This window comes from Bacillus sp. NPDC094077, assembly GCF_050279465.1.
GTDB lineage: Bacteria > Bacillota > Bacilli > Bacillales > Bacillaceae_G > Bacillus_A.
Genome location: NZ_JBNNUF010000020.1, coordinates 38952 through 60764 on the forward strand (window position 1 = coordinate 38952; position 21813 = coordinate 60764).

A 21813-nucleotide genomic window follows, 5' to 3' on the forward strand; every position below is an offset into this window, starting at 1 on the left:
ATTGTTTAAATTCACATTTTTTAATTTCCATTTATAAAAATGTGCCCATAGTAAAAATAACCTATAAATAGGCATATGAACAAGGTGCATCATCTAGTGATAGGTCATATTTTGTTGGTGTACGTATTGAACTTAGTTTATAGCGCTATTTCTACTTAGATTTAACGAACAGAAATATAGGAAAGCATCGATGTGTTTTTAATTTATAAACGGAGGTCATGAAAATGAATATGTTTCAACAAGAACTACAAGCATTAAGCCTTAATGATTATCAGTCTGGAAATGTTGTGTATTGGGACCAGCAAAACCAATATCCATATTACTATATTAATGATGATGCTCGTCGCTGTGGCGGTTGTGGTCGCTGTGGTGGTGGTGGATTTCGTTGTGGTGGATTCCGTTGTGGTGGATTCCGTTGTTTTGGTTGCTTCGGTTGCTTTAATTGCGGTGGTTGCGGTGGTTGTGGTGGTTGTGGTGGTTGTGGTGGTTGCTCTAATTGTTTTGATGGTTTTGATGGTTTTAATGGTACTACTGTAACATTTGTATAAAGTTTGATTAGACATGTTTTAAAAATCCTTATTTAGTGAGAACCGAAAAGAATTCAATTAGAAGTATTACTATCTCCCTAACAAACTTAATTCGTGAAGGAGAAGAACAAATTTCCCTTTTTGATAACATCATAAAACGAGAAAAAAAATAAAGCTAACGAAAGTAATGGATGAAATACGCACAAAGTTTGGAAAAAATAGCATATTAAGAGGAATTTCCTATACAAATAATGCAACAGCAAGACACAGAAACACACTGTTATGGGGACAAAAAGCATGAACAACGCTAATATGCCAAAAGGAAGAGGAATGGTAAAATGGACGCCGTTCGTTATCAAGACCTAAATTTATAAATGCTTAAAATCAAAAGGTCTACACATATTAGATATGACTAATATGTGTAGACCAGCATTGTTATGTCTATGTTTTCTTTATAGTAACTAGTCCTTCTTGATTTTTTTCGTGATCCCATTCCACTTGAATTTCGAATGTTCCTTCTTCAAAGAACAAAGGGAATCTTCTACGAATAGATTTTTGCATAGGAAGATTGTAAGCTTCATTGATATTCACCCAAACAGCTTTTCCTTCTGGCGAATCTTTAAGTAAATCCCCCTTAAAGTCCTTTGTAAAATAGTTAAATATCATATATCGGTCTTTGGCAATCGGATTAACATATTCATACAGGCCTTTATAAACAAGGTTGCTAACTTCAAGACCAGTTTCCTCTTTAACTTCTCTAATGGCACTATCAACAATACTTTCCGGAAATTCTACTTTTCCTCCAGGAGGAATGAATCCTTTGAAATCATCATGCTGTCTATCGAGGAGTAAAACCTTGTCCTCATTTTGAATCATACATACCGTCCAAATTTTGTGATTTACGACATTATTCATGCTGTTTCTCCCTTATTTTCCATTTCTTACATTATAAACATACTATACTAGATTATTTACATATAAGACATCAGAATCGTTTTTAAATAGACCATCTCATCTCAATCTTTTAGGTGCTAACACGAATCAGTTAGTCTCCTGCAGTTTTATCACCTTAACGAATAGCGATCCCTGCAAATTCTTCAAGAGTCATACCGATATCCATGTATTTTTTATGATTAGTGAATATTCAACTAAGTCATCTTTCGTGAAGGTTATAAATTCATCAAGTTTGTCAATTGAATTTTACTTTAGTACTACTCCTGCAGCCAAAACCATATAGGTGAAAGCGCTCATTAAATCGGACAGTCGCTTACCGATTTGTACGGTATCGGTATCAATAGTATAGGCACCCAGTCTAGCGTCAAACTTTTTCTTGAATTGAGCGAATTCTCGATGGATCGTGTGATTTGCAAGTTTAGTTTTCTCAGCTTTTTTGCGTTTACCTGCAATGGTTCACCTGTAAAAAGTTTTACACTTGTAAGACTAACACTCAGTATTTCCACACACATCCCTATTTTTAATACCCTTTCATTTTTCGAAATAATCCGTAATTTCATATTTTTTAGGATTACACTTAATAGACAATCTAAGTAATACATTTCACATTTACAAAAAAATCAAACCAGTGTGCACCGCATATGGTGGTACCCTATTAAAGAAAAGGTATATAAAGTTTATCAAATCCATATGAGAATAGTTTCTTGGTTTCTATAAAACGCTGAGAACCATTACGAATCTTTTTAGTATGAGGGTTTTTATATTATTTTCAGCTTACAAACGTGCGTCTTTTTGGAAATTCAAGTGAAAATGGTCAGTATCCTGATAAACACCAAACTCATACCTTTTTTTATAAAACTTTACGATTTCTAGAAGTACTTGTAGTGTGTGTGGCTTTTCATGCATAAGAATGACTTCCAAGTCATCTACTATTGCTTGTTTACATTTTCTATAATTTGATTTGAATTATCCTTTAGCTCCCAATCGTAAGGATCAATTGTCCAATCACAAACTTTAATACCGGCCTCTAGAATTGGTTGGTCCTTCAATCCTGGTGATGACCATACGGAGGAAGGCCCAACGTAGGATTTGTTCCTGTAGTATTATGGATAAGTGTTAATATTTCTTTCATCTCTGATACAAATTACCCATCAGTGTATAATCTCTTACTATCATGTATCATACTATTTTCAACGATATAATGATTTTCTTTTATCGCTCGTTTACTATTTTCTTTAACTCCCGCTTTTATCACTTTCGGCGCATTTACTGTTATAAGGGAAAGTTTTCTCCATATGATACATCCATTAAAAGCGTTCTTTTTTCTCAAATACCTTACTTTCTTTTACTCCATTGAAAATAAAGAATAACTATATACATAGGAATAAACGCAATAAAAAGGTACTTAGATTTCTTTAAAAAACTCATTTTCTAGCCTCCATTTCTTCATTAAATTACTTTATAACAAAATATTTAAAAGGAATGAAAGATAAAATAAAGATTTTATAAAGAAAAAGGAAACTTCTATATAAGAAGTTTCCTTTTTTAAAAGTATATAAAACCATAGCTTGATAGCGATGGGGTAGCACCAACAAAACGCGATTATTTTAACTAATCATTACGTATGACTTTACAATATTCATTGTAGAGTCATACGTTTTTTTATTTCTTTAAAGACTATTTAACCATACTGATTTTTTATAGTGTGTATAGTAAATAAAGAAGGAAGAATATTAGGAGGTTAAAGCTTTCTTCATATTCTATTATTTTTGCACCAGAACCACAAAAAATGAACAGACTATTGAAATAGTCTGTTCTTAAGTAAAAGATAAAATTTTAGAGCTTTTGCACTAGAACCAATTGTTCATGGACCCTAGTGCTAGTCCATTTATTATTTCCAAATTTCTTGTACCCATTCAGAATGATCAATAAAACGGAGTCCGATTATGTTGATACTTCGTATAAATAACATCATTACATTAATCTTTTTTCGGAAGTACAATTCCTTTATATAATTGAACTGTAATGAGGTAATAAATCGAGTAAATCACTACGAAAATAACAATTGGTAACCAAATACGAAAGTACGGATCAATTAAAAGAGGTCCGAACATATTCATACCAACTAATATGTGAGTAATACCCACAATTGCTGGGACTAAAAATACGAAGAATAACTCATTATAAATCGATTGTATTAATAACTCCCGGCGAACACCGATTTTACGAAGCATTTGATAACGTGTACTATCTTTGGCTGCACCGGATAGAATTTTAAACATTAAGCAACTTGCCATCATTGCTAAGAATGCAATTCCAACGAAGAAACCCATAAACATTAGTCCGCTGGCAAGACCATGATTCATATTATATGTTTGATACTTACTATCCAGTTCTTCCGCTTTCACATTTTTATATTTCGCTACCTGTAATTCATCAAGTTTTTTCCATTCTTTTATGTATGATCCAAAATCATCTGTTTTCCCAATAAACACCGTATTTTCTGTACCTTTCATACTATCGTATATGTTTTGATCGACAATTTTCACTTTATGATCAGGATACATATACTTTGGCTGGATTGTTTGGAAAGCGTCGCTCCATTGTTTTGGTTTTCCATCATCTTTACCCCATTGTCTTGACAATGCAAATGCATCCATGGGAATTCCCTCTGAAACTTTCATCGTCTCACCATTTTTTCTATCTTTTACCAAAGGACGATTTTTTTCTAAATCTTCTTTTATATAATAAACATACTTATCATCTACTTTGTAGCGATATTCAAGCTTTTCTTGGAATAAGATACCACTCAAAATGCTCTTTTCTTCCGCTGTTGGATTATGAACTACCGAATCGTAAATTGTTCCTTTATCAGTCTGCTTTAGAACGTCGTTTTTAAATGCCAAACCACACGCAATTCCACCAGCGCCAAGAGCCACTAGGATTGCTACCGTTGCAAGCACATTTGTTAGGCCATTAATGCGGAAGTTTAATTGAGCAAAAGTAAAAGCATTAAGCCCTTTTTCACTACATTTTTTATTACTCTTTAACTTTCTAATCATAACTGGGAAAAGTGATCCAAATAACATGTAAGTACTAACTGTTGCTGTGATTAATCCAAGAGCCATTAATTTAGGAACGGTTCCTAGATCTTTTTCATGTGGTATATAGATCAGTGATGCATAACCAATACCTAGCAAAATCAGACCAAGGAATGCAACTACAGCTGCCATTCTTCCTTTTACCGCGACATGCTCTGTTTGTGCATCTGCATGTACAAGTTGTAATACAGAAATACGTGATAATTTAATACTATTCATACTTGCTGATAGTACAAATAGTGCAAAAAAGAAGATACAAGTAAAAGTCATAGATGGAATATACAATGCTTTATATCCTTTGCCAGAAAATTCCAGCTGTTTCATTAATAACCGACCGATACACTCTGCAAGTCCTACACCAACTGCAATTCCAATTACAAGAGATGCGGCACCTAATACGATTGTTTCGATAAACATAAGTAAGGTAACTTTATGCTTTTTTGCTCCTAACATCATGTACATGCCAAACTCTTTTTGGCGAAGAGATAATAAGAAAGAGTTTGCATATAAAATATAAAAAAATGTTACAATTGCTAATAAAAAGGAACCAATGTGGAATATAAATACAATAGGTCCCACATGTGCATTAGATTCAAGGAACCCTTTATTTAGTGCTAACGTTTGAAACATATAGAAAATTGAAATAGATACAACAAGACCAACAAGTAAGACAATATAATCTTGTAACTTACTTTTTAACCCTGACATGGAAAGTTTAAATAACATGCCCAACCCCCTTTTCTTACGCTTTTTGTGTGCCTAATTTTGCAAGCACGTCTAAAATTTCTTTATAGAATTCTTCACATGTACCACCGCGATGAATTTCTTTATATAGCTCACCATCTTGAATGAATAAAATACGCTGACAGTAACTTGCACTGTACGGATCATGTGTAACCATCATAATAGATACACCTTGCTCTTTATTTAAGCTTGTCATGGCATCAAGTAAACTGGTTGCATTTTTGGAATCAAGAGCTCCAGTTGGCTCGTCTCCTAAAATAATTGCTGGTTCATGAACTAACGCACGTGCTGCTGCGGAACGCTGCTTTTGTCCACCAGATACTTCAGATGGATACTTTTGAAGTATCGCTGAGATTCCTAACATATCAGCTACCTTTTCTACTTTCTGTCCAATATTTCGTGATGGGACACCTTGAAGAGAAAGTGGAAGTGCAATGTTTTCGTAAATAGATAAATTCTCTAATAAGTTAAAGTCTTGGAAAATGAATCCTAATTTTTGAGAACGGAAATCAGAAAGTTCACCTTGCTTCATTTTCGTAATATTTGTTCCTGCAATTTCAACAACGCCGCCTGTCGCTTTATCTAACGTTGAAATTACATTTAATAATGTTGTTTTACCAGAACCAGATGGTCCCATAATACCGACAAACTCCCCCTCTTGAATTGAGAATGATACACCTTTTAACGCGTGTGATTGATTCTCACCTTTTTTACCGTACAATTTTTGAATGTTTTTTACATCTACAACTGGTTTTATCATATATATCCTCCTACGTTTGTTTTTGCATTTCTTTACAATAAGCTGCTATTCTTAGTTGCTTTTAATAAAATTTTCATGTTTCATCCACCTTAAAGCTACAATGAAAACTTTCTTTTTTATCTTCTTCACTCACCTCATCACTTTGAATACATACATGATAAACTATGAAAATTAGGAAACACCCCGTAAAACCCTTAAGAATTCTTAAGTTTTATAAAAAAAAGCTTATGGAATCTATAATTCCATAAGCCATTCTATTTAATTGGATGTTCAACAATAAAGGACATCCATCCGTCTTTATACTCCGCATGTATATTACCATGATGAAGTTCAACAATTTTTTTTGAGATAGCAAGTCCCAGTCCATTTCCTTGATCATCTTTTCTTGCCTTATGCCCCCTGAAAAACCTTTCAAACAATTTATTTGGATTGCTAACAGGTGGCTTCTCGACTTTATTTGATACTTTCAAAATTGCTTTGTTACCTATTAGTTCAAGACATATTGATAATTCGGATGGTCTCATGCTGTACTTTATCGCATTCATAAACAGATTTTCATAAACACGTACCATTTTTTCTACGTCTATGAAAATAGGTATTGTTTCTTCCGTTATTGATTTTTGAACGATTAAACCTTCCTTTTCAAATATAGGAATGTATTCTCCAACTATTTGTTCTAACAAACCTGATAAATCAACTTCATTAAGGTTTAACATAGCATCTATGCCTGATAAACGGGTATATTCAAACAGTTCATCAATTAAATATTTCAATCTCTGTGATTTTAAATAAGTGGTTTCGAGGTATTCCTGTAATTGTGCTTTACTGTCGTATTGCCCTCTTTTTAATAAACCTACATAGCCGATAATAGATGTCAACGGTGTGCGTAAGTCATGAGATACGTTGGTTATGAGCTCATTCTTAGTACGTTCCAATCGTCTTTCCTGTTCAAATGTATGCTCCAATTCCTTGGACATATAATTAATATTTTGAGCAAGTTGGGTCAATTCGTCTTTCCCCTCAATTCCAATTGACATACCCAGTTTTCCATTGGCAATATCATTAACACTATCAGAAATGAGTTTCAAATATATTATTTTCTTTCGGACCAATATCAAAAAAATGATGATAAAAGTAAAGATTGCGAACGTGAATAAGAACAATATTACCCAATTTAATTCAAGGTGGTAATTTCTATCTATTGGTATTATGATATATTGAAAAACAAGGATTGTTAAACCAAACGAAGCAAAAAAACTAACTGCAACAGCACCAAGAAGTTTTATAATTATCTTATTTCTAAAACTAACCCTCTTCATATTTTATACCCTATCCCCCAAACTGTTTTAATATAAATGGGATGTTTAGAATCCTCTTCAATTTTGTCTCTTATTTTTGTAATATGCACCATGACGGTATTATCTGATTTATAAAACACCTCTTTCCAAACTGCTTCATATATTTTTGCAACACTCAGGACAATCCCTTTGTTACGGGCAAGTAGTTCGAGAATATCAAACTCTTTTGGAGTTAACCTTATTTCCTTTCCTCTTACCCATACTTGACGTGTATCTGTATTTACTGTTAAGTCACCAATTTCTAGAATGCTTTTATTATGTTCTATTGACGTATTGTATTTTTTAAACCTTCTTAATTGGGATTTTACCCTAGCGATTAATTCCAATGGGTTAAACGGTTTTGATAAATAATCGTCTGCACCAGAGGCTAGACCCTGAATTTTGTCTATATCCTCAGATTTTGCAGACAGCATAATGATAGGCATATTGCGGTCTTCCCTAATCTTCATACACGCTTCAATACCATCCATATTAGGCATCATAATATCTAAAATAATCAGATCAAACTCCTTTTCTTCTAACAGTTGTAAAGCTTCCATAGCATCTTCTGCTTTTTGTGTTTCCAGGCCTTCATTTTCCAAATAAACAAAGATAAGATTTCTAATTTCCTTATCATCATCAACAATAAGAATTTTTGACTCCATATTATTCCTCCACATTTTTTCTCATATTGAACAATTAAAGACATAAGTAGGTGAGACATTTCTAACTTCTTTTTATTGTAAACCTGCAAACGGAAAACAAGAAATAACATAATGGATATAAGTGATATCGTTCCCCTAATATATTGTTCAATATTTACTGCTGAACCATATACAATTAATAAGTCTCCTTAATCTTCCAATTTATTTTTTCTTCAAATACACCTGTACTTGGTCCATATTTGACAGTGTAATTTACTTTCTTCAAATCAGTTCCTTCAATCATTTTGTCTCCAATAAATCTTGAACTTGGAAGGGCTGCACCAACTGATTTTTAGTTCATTATATACAGAAATAAGAAAGCGAATTGTTTTCATACTTAATCACTCCGCTTGTTTGAATTCATAATCATACTCTAGAGTCCAAACCTTAAGAAGAAGGGGCAAAAGTTCTTAAGAATTCTACAGCAGTTTGTCTTAAAAATATATGGCCACCCTTGAAATGTTCGCTATTAGCTTCTCATTGTAATGGTATTTACTAACAACAGCTAAAAAAATATAGTAAAGTATTAGATTTAACTTCCAATAATCCAAGAGGGAGTCCATTCATCGTTCAATAGGTATTATATTATAAGAGTCCATAGTAATTTATAGAAAATTCTAGGGGGACATTACATTAAATAATATCGGTAAAGAAATTCGTGAATTTAGAAAGATTTATAAGCTAACCCAAAAGGGGGCTGGTGCAAAGTTTCTTAACAGATAAAAAGTTGGTATGATTGCAGTTGGATTTTATGCGATTGTTAGTAAGTAATGTAATTTATTGTGCATTGAAAAAACGAAGTTTGGTTGTTGCAAACTTCGTTTTCGTTTATATAGAGCATGAAAGGCTTCAATGTCTTTCATGGTACATGAAGCATGGCGAATACTTTCAAATCCTACAGATTTGAAAAACCGCCTTTTTACATGTCTATGGTCTTGTTCGATGAGATTGTTCAAATATTTGACTGTACAATGAACTTCAACAATTACTAGCTACTTCTTAAACATTATTCCTCATTTACCAACCTGCTTAGTTTTTTCAAACTTTGCAACAGGACTAGCTAAAGAAAGATATGATTCCGCGAATAGAACGTGTAAACCAATTTGCTTGTTCTACTTCAGATTTCGTCACAAGGTCTACTTGTAATGATTTACCTGATAAGAATCCAGGATCGTTACTATCTTTAGGCGAAATAATCATTTGACTAAGTGTTACACCTTTTTTAATAGGTGCTTCTTGTTCCTTATTCGATACTTTAAATTCTTTCTTATAAACGTCTTTGCCGCCCTTTGGCATTGGAAGTGAAACAGCTTGCTTCGTTTGAACTGCTACATCTTTTTCTTTTGCATTTTCTACCCGCACTGTTTCATGCCCTTTTAATGCTGAATCTTTTTCATAGGCCTTCTTCACTTCAAAATTCGCAAATCCATAATCATATAATTTCCTTGTTTCATCAAAACGTGCTGTATGAGATTTTGTTTTAATCACTACAGAGATAAGACGCATACCGTTTCTTTCTGCTGTGCCAGTGAAACAATCCCCAGCTTCTGGAGTTGTTCCAGTTTTCAAGCCATCTACACCTTCATATTGCTTAATTAAACCTTTTAACATCCAGTTCGAGTTCACCATATCAATTGGATATTTCCCGCCCTTTTGGAATGTTTTTTTCGAGATTTTTGCTGTATCTAATATTTGCGGGAAATCTTGAATCAGACGTTGTGCTAAAATCGCACAATCTCTTGCAGACATTTTATTTTTCTCGTCTGGAGCTGTCCCTTCAGGATGCTGTCCTTTTAAATCATTGTTTGTTAAGCCTGTAGAGTTTACAAATTTATAATTTTTCAATCCAAATTCTTTCGACTTATCGTTCATCATTTTTACGAAATCGACTTCTTTTCCAGCAATTGCTTCAGCTAAAGCAATTGTCGCACCATTGGCAGAGCAAATTGCCATTGCCTCGTATAGTTCTCTTACTGTATAATAACCACCGTTTTCTAGGGGCACATTTGATAATGAGCGATCTTGTGAAACTTCGTGTGCGTATTTAGAAACTTTAATTTTCTGATCCCACTTAAGTTTCCCTTTAGCTATAGCTTCACTAACTATGTACTCACTCATCATTTTTGTCATACTAGCAATCGCTAATAGTTCATCCGCATTTTTTTGATACAAAATTTTCCCGGAATCTGCTTCTACTAATATCGCTGCACCTGCTTCAATATTTAAAGCAGATTCTGTTTCTGCTGATACACTTCCATATGTAACAAACATGCTACAAGCGAGTGTAAGCACTGTTACTATAGCAATGAACCTCTTGCAAAAAATCCCTTTCACTTCTGTTACCCCCAATATCTTTCTGTTCACATAATTATCATTCTAATATAAAAAAAATGAGATATAGTTATTAAATCCTATTCACATATAAAACATTAGGATAGCTTTCACTCCCATCCTTTTCGACGCCAACACACATTCCTATTTGTAGTATCCTTGTACTTTTCAAAATGATTATTCCTTTCAGATTTTTAATACTTAGAATAAATGTTAAATTAGATAAAAGGTATCCAGTTTGAACACCAGTTTTCACCCTTACACTTAATAGACAATTTGAGTAACAATATTGTTCCATAACTAAAAAAACAATTTAACCTTAAGATAAAATATATGATTCTGTTGCAAAGTTTTCTAGGCGAAGACGCAGTCTTTTCGGTGTACTAGGAATTACAACAGCTATTAGTAATCCCCTAAACTATCCCAAATTTATAGACCTATTTGGCCCGGCACGTCCTAAAAAAGAAAATTGTACGTTTAATAAATATATTCTAGAAAATCCAATTTTTAGTTATGTAAATTCCATGGTGTTCTTTATTTTCACGAGTAAACCATCCCAATAGAGTCTACTCTATTGGGGCATTTCTATAAGTCTGGTATAATGGTATCTAGGATTATCCCATATATCATTCTACTCATTTTGTTTTTTGGAATTTCATTTAACTTTCAAAATAATTCACAAAAAAACTATATTATGGATTCAATTGAATTAAGCTTTCATGATGGAAGCATCAACTAGTACATAATTGCTATTGCCATTTTTAACGTATGAAATACCATTTACTTTATAGGTCGTATTTCTCGGCAATAACATCTCCATTTCCCATGGAGATGGGCTTAACGATGCAAGATATGCTCCATGATTTCCCTTAGGTACCGTTAGACGGATCAAAATAGGTCGCCCACTAAAGCTTTCTGAGGCATCTTTAAGAATAGATGTACTCATATACGTATAATCTGTTTGATATTTCCCTAAGAATTTATTTTTGAATTTTAAAAATTCTTGTTTATTCAGTTTATTATCTTTTATAAGCGTGCCTTTCTCTAAGCCAAACGCACTTTCATTACTCCTACGATATACCACTATGTTATTAGGTACACTGGACACACTAAATGCTCGATCTAAATGCTTTATTTTTTGTTCCATTTCAATATCTCTTCCTGGTAATTGACCTTTATTCTCCTGAAGATAAGCATTTAAATGAAAATATCCTAGATCCGTATATGACACGAACTCTTTTTTCTCTGCACTACTAACGTTTGGAATCCACTGATTATAGAATTTGTTTCCCCAAGCAATAGCAAGAGGTTTATCGGCCGAACGATTAAAATCTAAGACCTTTTGGATATTTTTTTGTACTACAGATTCTGTATACGCATGAACTGTTGAATTAAAAAATACTGTACTTCCAGTAACCATTGTACTGAACGCTAGGACAACTGGTAAAAACTTTGTCTTGATTTTCATATTACATCCTCCTTTCTTCTTTCTAGTAAAAACAGACACCCTTATACACCAATTACTCATTCAAAAATCTATATAGAGTATACAACTCATTATAGATACTATTTATTAAATAAAAAGAAAGATAAAATAAAGATTCCATAAAGAAAGAGGAAGCTTCTTATAAAGAAGCTTCCTTTGAAAATACATGTAACTTTACTGTGAAAGTTGTTTTGTCTACATATATCTGTAAAATTTTAAAATGATACTTATGAAGGCTTATTTTTCTTATAGCTATATACCCATCTGTAAAAGTGTTTCTAAAGGTACTCCTTTTGATGTAGTATGTTTTCATTAAGGGATACCACTTCAAAAGATATAGAAATATATTTTAGAATCACTTCATAAATAAGCCGACCTTTTGATACACTTTTGTTTATATATTATGGTTTATCCGACTTAAAAATTCATTTGATTCTCTATTGGAATTTCCAAAAACAAAATAGATTGGTTGGATTCAATATAAATATCAGGAAATTTAATTATATAAGAACCATTACAAAAGAACACAACGAGAAACGAAAAATTGAGTCAATAAAAAGACTTGTAAAAAATGGACGTGATATTTTTATAAACAAAGCGTTAGGGATTTTAACCGAAAACAATACCCACCAATAAAATATTCCTTTTAAATCAGTCCTAATACCAGAAATATAGATCCTTATTTTACTGAAACCTAGCTGCATATCTATTGAAAATAAACATAAAAAAGACGTTCTACTCCATATGGGTAGAACGTCTTTCACTTTACTTCATAAATATACAGATTTTTCATTTATTTATATTGCATTGTACCTAAAAAATTGATAAATTCATCTTCATTTACAGGTTTACTGTAGTAATAGCCCTGAATTAGATAACATGCATTACGTTGTAGCGCTGTTAATTGTTCCTTCGTTTCTACTCCTTCCGCTATCACTTTCATGTTTAAAGTATGGGCAAGTGAAATAATGGTTTGTATAATTTCATCTCCATCATTAGAAGCTCCGATCCTATTAACAAATTCTCTTGGAATTTTCAAAGTATCAATTGGATACAAAGGAAGGTATGCTAATGAAGAATATCCTGTACCAAAATCGTCAATTGATAAATGTATACCATAGGATTTTAATGCTTTTAACTTCAATAAGGTTTCTTTTTCATCTACCATTGCTATTCGCTCTGTTAATTCCAAATCAATCAAATTAGCAGGTACTCCTATTTCTTCTATGGTAGATATAATCGTTTGAACAAAATCTTTCTGTTCAAACTCTATAGCCGATAAATTAATCCCCATCTTTAGATTTGAATAGCCTGCAGAATGCCATTCTTTCAGTTGTCTACACGCTTCCTGTAACGTCCATTTCCCAATTGAAATAATCTGCGATGTTTCTTCCGCGATAGGTATAAACTCAAAAGGTGAAATCAGCCCCAGCTCTGGATGTTGCCAACGTATTAAAGCCTCTGCACCAATAACCTTACCTGCCTTACTATCAATTTGTGGTTGATACAATAAAAACAACTCATTATTTTCAATTGCATTTGGTAAATCCTGTTCTAATCGTAATCGCCTTGTTATTTTTTGAGATAATGTCTCGTCATACATACAAACAGCATTGTTACCTTTTTCCTTTGCGCTATACATAGCAATATCAGCACGTTGTAAAAGTGTAGTGGAATTTGTTCCTCCAAATGGATACACCGCTATTCCTATACTAAAAGATAAATAAAAGCTATGTTGATTTACTACAAACGGTTCTTCGGTTATACGAAATAATGTTTCACACAAATCTAACAGCTGTTGCTCTGTATGGTTATGGACTATGATTGCAAACTCATCTCCTCCTATTCTCGCTAGAGGAATATCCGGTGACAGCCATGTCCTAAAACGTTTGGCAACTTCTTTTAAAACCCTGTCACCAATTGAATGGCCTAGTGTATCATTAATGCTCTTAAAGCGGTTTAAATCTATATACAAGAGCCCAAACCCATCCTGTGTTTTTTTTGCGCGCTCAATGGATCTGTCTAATTCTTTTTGGAAGAATATTCGATTTCCAATCTCCGTCACCGTATCATGAAATGCTAGATAGTTTATCTCATCCTGTTGTTGCTTCATCCTCGTTATGTCTTTTACCATTACATAACTCCCAAAAGTTTGTCCTTCTATCATAATAGGAACAATAGTGACATACCAAAAATGTATATTCTTCTCATTATCATCTTTAACACGTAACTGTAACGAAGACGAACTACATCGTTTCCCTTTTTTTATAGCCGCTTCCAATTCAGATTTATCTTCATCTAAAAAAATAGAGAAGCACTCTTTCCCTATTAATGCTGCACTGTCTTTTCCTAATAACATACTTCCAGCCTGGTTTATATTTAATACCGTACCATTTGAATCAATTGTTAAAATAGGATCTGGATGATACTCATATAAAGACTTAAATCTCTCTTGATTTTTTACCAAATCATTAGATTTGTTTATTAAATCAGCTGTTCTTTGAGACACTTTTTGTTCTAATTGATTATTAAACACCATTAATGTTTCGGTTAAATCTTTGTTTTGCATTCGTACGATTGTATGACGAATCAGTACAAACACAAAGGCAATACAATTTCCCGTAATCAGTGTAGCCGAGGAAGTTTGCTCTTTAAGAGTAAAACCAATTAAGACTGCAACTGCAAGATAAGGGAATATGACAAGAAGTTTCTTTCCAAATGTCGGATTAATAATAAAATAATTTCTTTTAGAAGATGCATTCTTTGGGATTGTAGCAGCAATAGCGATAAATAATAGGAAAACCCTATACAAACACCGTAATAATATAACTGAACGCTCTGACAAAGCATCTTGTAAGTAAAAATACAAGTAGTCCGTAATAGCAAATCCAGTTAATACTAGGATAAAAATAAACAATTTACTTTTTGCATTGAAAATAGCAGGTCGAAAGATTAGGGTAACTCCAAGTAAAAGAAGTAATAAATCTATAATCGGAAAAATAAATGAAAGAAAAACATCTCCAATTGATAAGAATAAGATATTTGCAGAAGGCTTATTAAATAAGTACCACTCTAATGTAAAAATAGCAGTAACAACAATACATAAATCACAAAGTAAATACGCTTTCTCCCACTTATTACATTCCATCATGATTTTATAAAAGAACGCAAAGAGAAAGAAGAATAAGAAAAACAACAAAAATACATCAGAGATATTAAAATTTTGTATTGGTAATTCTACATTAAGTACTTGAAAAGCGGATATAAAATTCCCTATCAAGAAACACCCTATTGCAATAGTAATGCAAACCCAGAATACTCCTAATTTAATTTTTCTGGATAATATAGAATACAGTAATGAGATAAATACAGTAGTTTCAACCACTAAAGATGATAGTCGGATATTAAAATCTGATACGAAATACTGATTCGGAAAAACAAATAAAAATATAAAGCAAAAGCTTATATAAGCCATTAAAGCCAATATCAATACATAAAATTGCACATATGTATGTTTACGCAATGGACTCACCTTCTTGAGTTTTTTCTATATCTTTATAAAAATGTCTTGATGGTGGCACATCTCCTATTAATTAAGTGGGTGCTACCTATTATCCATATTATGACCTTTTTAAAAGATTTCTTTCTACATACAACAGTCTTACTAACTTTCTGTAGATGTTTACTATTTTTTATACCGCGGATGTCAAAAAGTATAAGTTGAAAAATGTGGTTTTTTAAGTATTTACGCATCGTAACTTTGAATGATACAACTTAACTGCTCTTTGAATATGAGATAGAATCTAAGCTTCCATTGCAACATAGTTAGTCGCTAATTGTCACACTTAGAAAGAAGGAAAATATACTGTCATTAACTTAGAATTTCAAATTAATTTACCGAAATCACTGTAACTATTATAGTTACAACTAGAGGCGATGTCAATTTCAAATAGCTCCCCTTTTAATGGACAAAAGACGTGACATTTCAAAAAAATGCGATGTTATATCTACTTAATCAAAGAATTATAAATGAGCTAGGATTAGGTGAAGATAATTCAGATATTGCATCTCCCTAAAAAGAATGTTACTCTAAAAATAGAATTATGAAAGGAATGATGGATGAATAATGATTAACTAATTTATATTTTAAGTTGAATTTTATAACTTCAAACTACAAAATATAGGGTTAGTCTATCCATTTTTATAATTCATTTCATACTTTATTTGTCATGATTCAAATGATTAATAAGTACTTATTAAGTATAAGCGACAGACTAATCCTTCCGATTACAAATTGGGGGATTTTTTTATTCCCTTTTATGTAAGTTGAAATTTATTAATCGTTAAATTTACCTAACAAATAAAGGAGCGAGAAAAATGACTAATTCAGATACTATTGTTACACATGTAATGCTCTATATAAGTCGTTAATATCCATCAAACTTATATAGAGGAATAACAAAATGGATGGATGTTCCGACTTTATATGAAACGTTTCGATATATAAAGGAGGAATTATTATGTCAATGATAAAAGTCCAAGACTTAACTTTTTCATACCCAGGTAGCTTTGATAATATTTTTGAAGGTGTAAACTTCCAAATAGATACGGATTGGAAATTAGGATTTATTGGTAGGAACGGACGAGGTAAAACAACATTCTTTAATTTATTGTTAGGGAATTATGAGTATAGTGGGAAAATCCTTGCCTCGGTAGAATTCAATTACTTCCCCTACCCTGTTGCAGATAAGAACAAATTTACTCATGAAATCCTTGAAGAAATTTGTCCCCAAGCAGAAGATTGGGAATTTCTACGTGAAATATCCTATTTAAATGTTGATGCCGAGGTCATGTATAGACCCTTTAAAACATTATCAAATGGAGAACAAACAAAGGTGTTGCTTGCTGCACTGTTTTTAAATGAGGGCCAATTTCTATTAATTGATGAACCGACAAATCACCTAGACACTGATGCACGAAAGATAGTCTCTGATTATCTAAGGAAGAAAAAAGGATTTATTTTAATTTCACATGACAGAATCTTTTTAGATGGATGCGTTGACCATATCTTATCTATAAATAGAGCAAATATTGAAGTGCAAAGTGGGAACTATTCTTCTTGGAAATTAAATTTTGATAGGCAGCAAGAGCACGAAGAGGCTACAAATGAGCGTCTACAAAAAGACATCGGGAGATTAAAACAGTCTTCCAAGCGTTCAGCAAGTTGGTCTCATGATGTGGAAGCTTCAAAAAATGGAACGAGGAATTCAGGCTCTAAGTTAGATAAGGGATTTGTGGGACATAAAGCAGCCAAGATGATGAAAAGAGCAAAGAACCTTGAATCAAGGCAGCAAAAAGCTATTGAAGAAAAGTCAAAATTACTAAAAAATGTGGAGAAAACTGAGTCATTAAAATTAGAACAATTGAAATTTAAGTCAAATGAATTAGTTACTTTGGTTGATGTGTCCGTTAAGTACGATGACCAAATTGTGAATGAATCGATTAGCTTCATAGTCGAACAAGGTGACCGAATTGTACTTGATGGCAAGAATGGGAGTGGGAAAAGTAGTATCCTAAAACTAATTCTGGGACGTCCAATACAGCATACAGGCTTAGTTACATTAGGTACAGGACTCATCATTTCCTATGTCCAACAAGATACTTCTCATTTGAAGGGATCGCTATCAGACTTTATTGAAGGATACAAGATTGATGAGACGTTATTTAAATCCATCCTACGTAAGATGGACTTTGACCGAATTCAATTTGAGAAAGATATATCTCATTATTCTGGTGGACAAAAGAAAAAATTGCTTATCGCTAAAAGTTTATGTGAAAAAGCTCATTTATATATATGGGACGAACCACTAAATTTTATAGATATCTATTCGCGTATGCAGATTGAAGAGCTTATTCAACAATTTAATCCCACAATGGTTATTGTTGAGCACGATAAGGCATTTCAACAAACAGTTGCAACGAAAACTATATCTATGTAGCTCAAAGCGAACACTTGAAAATATAATCAGTAAATCAAGTCATTAATCTATAAAGCACTTTAATGAAGTGATGAAAAAAGCCTAATTTCTCTACAAAACATTGAGAAATTAGGCTTTTTAATAGGAAAGGTAGGATTCATAAACAATGAATAATTTACATGTTAGGTTTATCTGTTAAAGCAGTAACAATCCTGTTCACTAAATCTTCTGGCATCCATTCATGATTAGTATCATTCGTTTCATTTGGCCCTAAAGAATCAATAAATTTTTTAAACTTTGGAAATAAAACAATAGAAGTGATCCAATGTATCGTATGATTTATGGAGAAGAAATGAAAAACTCCTTGCTTTTCACCCTCCTGCAATATTTCTTTTAACTGTTCAAAATTACCTATGAAATACGGTTTAATCTTTTCTAATCGTGCACTTTCCTTAATAATCTCCTCATATGCCAATGATCCAATTTCAGGGTTTTCTTTTATATGTGTAGTAAAAACAGTTAAATATTCTCTAAGGGCATTGATAGGATTAAATTGATTCTTCTCAAGAAAATTGGGTAGCTCATTAGCAAGTCCATATTTCTTAAATACCTCATAATACAGGTTTTCTTTCCCATTAAAATAATAAGAAGCCATAGCAACATTCACTTTCGCTTCTTTTGCAATTTCTTGTATGCTCGTACCTTCGTAGCCACGCTCTCCAAATTTTTTCTTAGCAGCCTTTAAAATATTTTCCATCGTCTGCTCTCGAGATTTCCCCATTTCACACACCTCAAATAGTATATATTTCACTTCAAAAATCCAATAAGGACTTTGAATAGAGTATCTTTTTAATGAAATTTAATTATATATTTAAAGTGGTAACTTAACAACTGATGAGATCTTGATTACTTTAAACAATTCGCTACACAACGCACGTCTTAAAAAACAAAATCTCCTGAATCTCTCCTACCCTATATCATCAAACAAAGAATTCATTCAAAAAAGTAAGAAAAGCATACATCATACCTAAAATAATATACCCCTGTGTAGCATCAATTGCTTTCAAATATTTCACGCTCTTTTCTAATTGAGTGAAAGAATGGGCAAAAAACACCTAATTTTATCTTAATTTCCTGTGCGAACAAAAAAATAATAAGGACCAGAGCTTATCTGTTTTTATAGATAAACTCTGGTCCTCTCGTTACATTATACAGATTTAAAATATACCAGTATACTCATATCTTGATGAGATAATTATCCATCAATCGTACCTCATTTACTGACTAGATCTGTTTAATCTCGATATAAGGTCCTTTGATGTTTAATTTGTTAATATCATTTGAGATATTGCCTACAGTTGTTTTTTCATTAAAAGTATAGACCTTTTCACCATTTACAAAGATACCCCAATTTTTATCTTCGTAACTGATACCATAACCAGCATTGCTAGATGTAGCTTTGAGTTGATTTCCATTCATTGAAAAAGATAATTTCCCTTTTCCTTTGTTTAGTTTGTTATTCACGTTGTTGATACCATTCATTTGTTCTTCAAGGGCTTTTTGGTTATCAAGAGTAACTAGATGGTTTTTCCAGTCTAATTTATAGTGGTTTGTAAAGAACTCATTATATGTATCCTTATTATTAGTTCCCCACCATTTTGAACTTACCCATTCAATATTGTACTGATCTGAAATTCTACGATTTGTTATTTTTAAATCTGATGTAGATTCTGTTTTATCAGCAGTAATAACCGCTACTACGTTTGGAGAAAAACCATATCCTGTTAAAGCTGGTACTGTATCTTTTGAAACAAAATTATTCGTTCCTTCATTATAACTACGTGATTTCATAAATAGTTGATTACCATAGAAAGTATTGAATGAATCACGATTATAAATTCCCCATTCTGGGAAATTAAATGATTGGAATCCTACTTTCCAATTTAATTTTTTATCTGTGTGAGTCTCTAATACCGTTTTATAGTCTACTTGATCGTAAGATACACTTTCTTTCCAAGCAAAGCTACCTGTAATACTCGCATCGGCATTTGGCCCTTTATCATTTACCCCAACTTTAACACTTCCACCAAGTGTATATCCTACCTCAGAAGTAACCTTTGCTGAAGTCATTGTATTAACTGGGGCAGCTTTATGGAATTGAGCACTATCACCACTTGTTATTTCTGCTTCAGTATGATAAGCCGATGGCCATTTTAAACCTGCGTTATAGTATCCGCCATTAATTGTATATTTAGCATCTATATTACTACCATCAGTGGTAACAATTGCAATTTTTTTATCTGCGTAAGGATCCTCAATAAAAGAAACCTTTATTGAATTTTTGATATTCTGCTTCATGTCATAAGTAGTTTTAAAACTATTATAGACCTTCCCGCCATTTTGAAGATTTTCTACAGTGCCTTTAGAATCTGCAAATGCAGATGTTGCTTGTAAACCAAGTGATCCAGACATAATAACGGACGCTACCGCAACACATTTAGCTATTCCTTTTGCTTTTTTCATACAAACTGCCACTCCTTCTTAAACATTTAAAAGATATAAACATATTATTTTTAGTTCACAATAATAGAGATAGATTCATAACGATACAATGTAGAAATTTATTAATCTTTATGACGCTAACTATCAACACATGTTTCGCTAATCTTCATCTCTCTTTTATTGATAACCATTATCAACATTATTAAAACACAAAATAACGATTTAAACAACAATTTTAAATGTACATTTAAAATTGTTGTTTAAAAAAGTGTAAAAAAATTATAGAAATTCTTTATTCCTAGAATTACTATATTTTCTTTTACAACCTATATTCAGATACATTATTTCCTTTCCATTCATAATAATCTAAAATCCCTTCATAAATGGCTTCTGCTGCAATCTGTCTGCCGTTTGCCGTAGATAATTTATTGTAATCGATACCATTATCTATAAAAGCCAGTTCCGTTAATACAGCTGGCATGTCGTTTTCTCTTATAACATGAAGATCTCCATGTTTAACCCCTCTATCACGTGTTTGAAGTGCCTCTACTAAACGTGTTTGAATTTTTTCCGCTAAAACACGACTTTCTTCCACATGAGGATTTGTTTTTTCGGATTTAGAAGATTTATAGTAGTATGTTTCTGTCCCTTTTGCATTACCATTAAAAGCATTTGCATGAATGCTTATAAAGATATCACCCTGATTTTGCTTAGCAAATTTTACACGTTCCTGTAAAGAACTTTTTTGATCATGTCCTGGTCTATTATCAGATTGACGAGTTAGTAAAACTGTAAATGGTGTATGCTTTTCAAGTAATTGTTGTAGACGTAAAGAAGTGTCTAGTACGATCTTACTTTCAGGTAATCCCTTTGTGGCTTTTCCAGGATCTTCGCCACCATGTCCGGGATCAATAATGATTGTTTTGCTTTCTAATGGGTTTTTTGGATGATGTTGCATCATATCTGTTTTTGCTGTTAGTTGTGCGGCCTCGGCACGTGTTATAAATCTATTTGGTTGCCAGCCGTTATCGGTACCATTGGAAATTTTTAAATCAATTAAAATATTGGCATATTTTTCTCCCCAATGTCCTTTTAAATCTTCAAATTTAACCTGCTCGTTATGATTGGCTGTACTTTGTAGTTTATATGCATTTACTAGCATCGTAGCCATAGCAGCGCGAGTTACTTTTCCGGATGGATTGAAGATTCCATTACCTTCACCTTTAACAATACCAGCTTTTTCAGCAGCAGCAATATAAGGGGTAGCCCAATGGTTTTGTGAATCTGTAAAGGTTGGTTTTGCATCAGAGTCAATTTGTATACCTAAAACTTTTGTCATAATTTTTGTTGCAGAAGCTCTGTCTAATGAATCATTTGAACCAAAAGTTC

Annotated in this window: 13 protein-coding genes and 3 pseudogenes; 3 read left to right on the forward strand and 13 right to left on the reverse strand. The window is 32.6% G+C overall.

The window, feature by feature from the left end; all coding sequences use genetic code 11:
* The first annotated feature begins 224 nt into the window (after positions 1 to 224).
* Positions 225 to 548, forward strand: coding sequence for a heterocycloanthracin/sonorensin family bacteriocin (locus ACQKNR_RS26375; protein WP_427322007.1), 324 nt, complete (start codon positions 225 to 227; stop codon positions 546 to 548).
* Between the two features lie 56 nt (positions 549 to 604).
* A pseudogene (locus tag ACQKNR_RS26380) lies at positions 605 to 828 on the forward strand (DNA repair protein); the annotation flags it as partial.
* Positions 829 to 968: 140 nt separating this feature from the next.
* Here ACQKNR_RS26380 and ACQKNR_RS26385 read toward each other — a convergent pair.
* The 10 genes and pseudogenes from ACQKNR_RS26385 to ACQKNR_RS26430 all read right to left on the reverse strand — a co-directional run bounded on the left by ACQKNR_RS26385 (position 969) and on the right by ACQKNR_RS26430 (position 15467).
* Positions 969 to 1442, reverse strand: coding sequence for an 8-oxo-dGTP diphosphatase (locus tag ACQKNR_RS26385; protein WP_427322009.1), 474 nt, complete (start codon positions 1440 to 1442; stop codon positions 969 to 971).
* An 813-nt stretch (positions 1443 to 2255) separates the two neighbouring features.
* A pseudogene (locus ACQKNR_RS26390) lies at positions 2256 to 2724 on the reverse strand (polysaccharide deacetylase family protein); the annotation flags it as partial.
* A 736-nt stretch (positions 2725 to 3460) separates the two neighbouring features.
* On the reverse strand, positions 3461 to 5308 hold the full coding sequence (locus ACQKNR_RS26395) for an FtsX-like permease family protein (RefSeq protein WP_427322011.1): 1848 nt from the start codon (positions 5306 to 5308) through the stop codon (positions 3461 to 3463).
* Between the two features lie 16 nt (positions 5309 to 5324).
* Positions 5325 to 6086, reverse strand: coding sequence for an ABC transporter ATP-binding protein (locus ACQKNR_RS26400; protein ID WP_427322013.1), 762 nt, complete (start codon positions 6084 to 6086; stop codon positions 5325 to 5327).
* Between the two features lie 254 nt (positions 6087 to 6340).
* On the reverse strand, positions 6341 to 7405 hold the full coding sequence (locus ACQKNR_RS26405) for a histidine kinase dimerization/phospho-acceptor domain-containing protein (RefSeq protein ID WP_427322015.1): 1065 nt from the start codon (positions 7403 to 7405) through the stop codon (positions 6341 to 6343).
* On the reverse strand, positions 7402 to 8088 hold the full coding sequence (locus tag ACQKNR_RS26410) for a response regulator transcription factor (protein WP_427322017.1): 687 nt from the start codon (positions 8086 to 8088) through the stop codon (positions 7402 to 7404). The genes ACQKNR_RS26405 and ACQKNR_RS26410 overlap by 4 nt, the downstream gene beginning before the upstream one ends.
* A gap of 788 nt (positions 8089 to 8876) precedes the next feature.
* Positions 8877 to 9101, reverse strand: a pseudogene (locus ACQKNR_RS26415) (DDE-type integrase/transposase/recombinase); the annotation flags it as partial.
* Between the two features lie 82 nt (positions 9102 to 9183).
* A complete protein-coding gene (locus tag ACQKNR_RS26420; RefSeq protein WP_427322019.1) occupies positions 9184 to 10461 on the reverse strand; it encodes a D-alanyl-D-alanine carboxypeptidase family protein in 1278 nt (425 codons plus the stop codon).
* A gap of 706 nt (positions 10462 to 11167) precedes the next feature.
* Positions 11168 to 11926, reverse strand: a complete 759-nt coding sequence (locus tag ACQKNR_RS26425) for an ADP-ribosyltransferase (RefSeq protein WP_427322021.1) — start codon at positions 11924 to 11926, stop codon at positions 11168 to 11170.
* An 811-nt stretch (positions 11927 to 12737) separates the two neighbouring features.
* Positions 12738 to 15467, reverse strand: coding sequence for an EAL domain-containing protein (locus ACQKNR_RS26430; RefSeq protein ID WP_427322023.1), 2730 nt, complete (start codon positions 15465 to 15467; stop codon positions 12738 to 12740).
* Positions 15468 to 16464: 997 nt separating this feature from the next.
* On the opposite strand from ACQKNR_RS26430, the gene ACQKNR_RS26435 reads away from it, so the two are divergent.
* Positions 16465 to 17943 carry an Lsa family ABC-F type ribosomal protection protein gene (locus ACQKNR_RS26435; RefSeq protein ID WP_427322025.1) on the forward strand — a complete coding sequence of 493 codons (1479 nt, stop codon included), beginning with the start codon at positions 16465 to 16467 and terminating at the stop codon, positions 17941 to 17943.
* A 154-nt stretch (positions 17944 to 18097) separates the two neighbouring features.
* Here the strand turns inward: ACQKNR_RS26435 and hlyIIR are convergent, their stop codons facing one another.
* The 3 genes from hlyIIR to ACQKNR_RS26450 all read right to left on the reverse strand — a co-directional run.
* Positions 18098 to 18703, reverse strand: coding sequence for a hemolysin II regulator HlyIIR (hlyIIR, locus tag ACQKNR_RS26440; protein ID WP_427322027.1), 606 nt, complete (start codon positions 18701 to 18703; stop codon positions 18098 to 18100).
* A gap of 503 nt (positions 18704 to 19206) precedes the next feature.
* On the reverse strand, positions 19207 to 20445 hold the full coding sequence (gene hlyII, locus ACQKNR_RS26445) for a hemolysin II HlyII (protein WP_427322029.1): 1239 nt from the start codon (positions 20443 to 20445) through the stop codon (positions 19207 to 19209).
* Positions 20446 to 20743: 298 nt separating this feature from the next.
* Positions 20744 to 21813 (reverse strand): N-acetylmuramoyl-L-alanine amidase (locus tag ACQKNR_RS26450; protein WP_427322031.1); only part of this gene is annotated, 1070 nt, incomplete at its 5' end.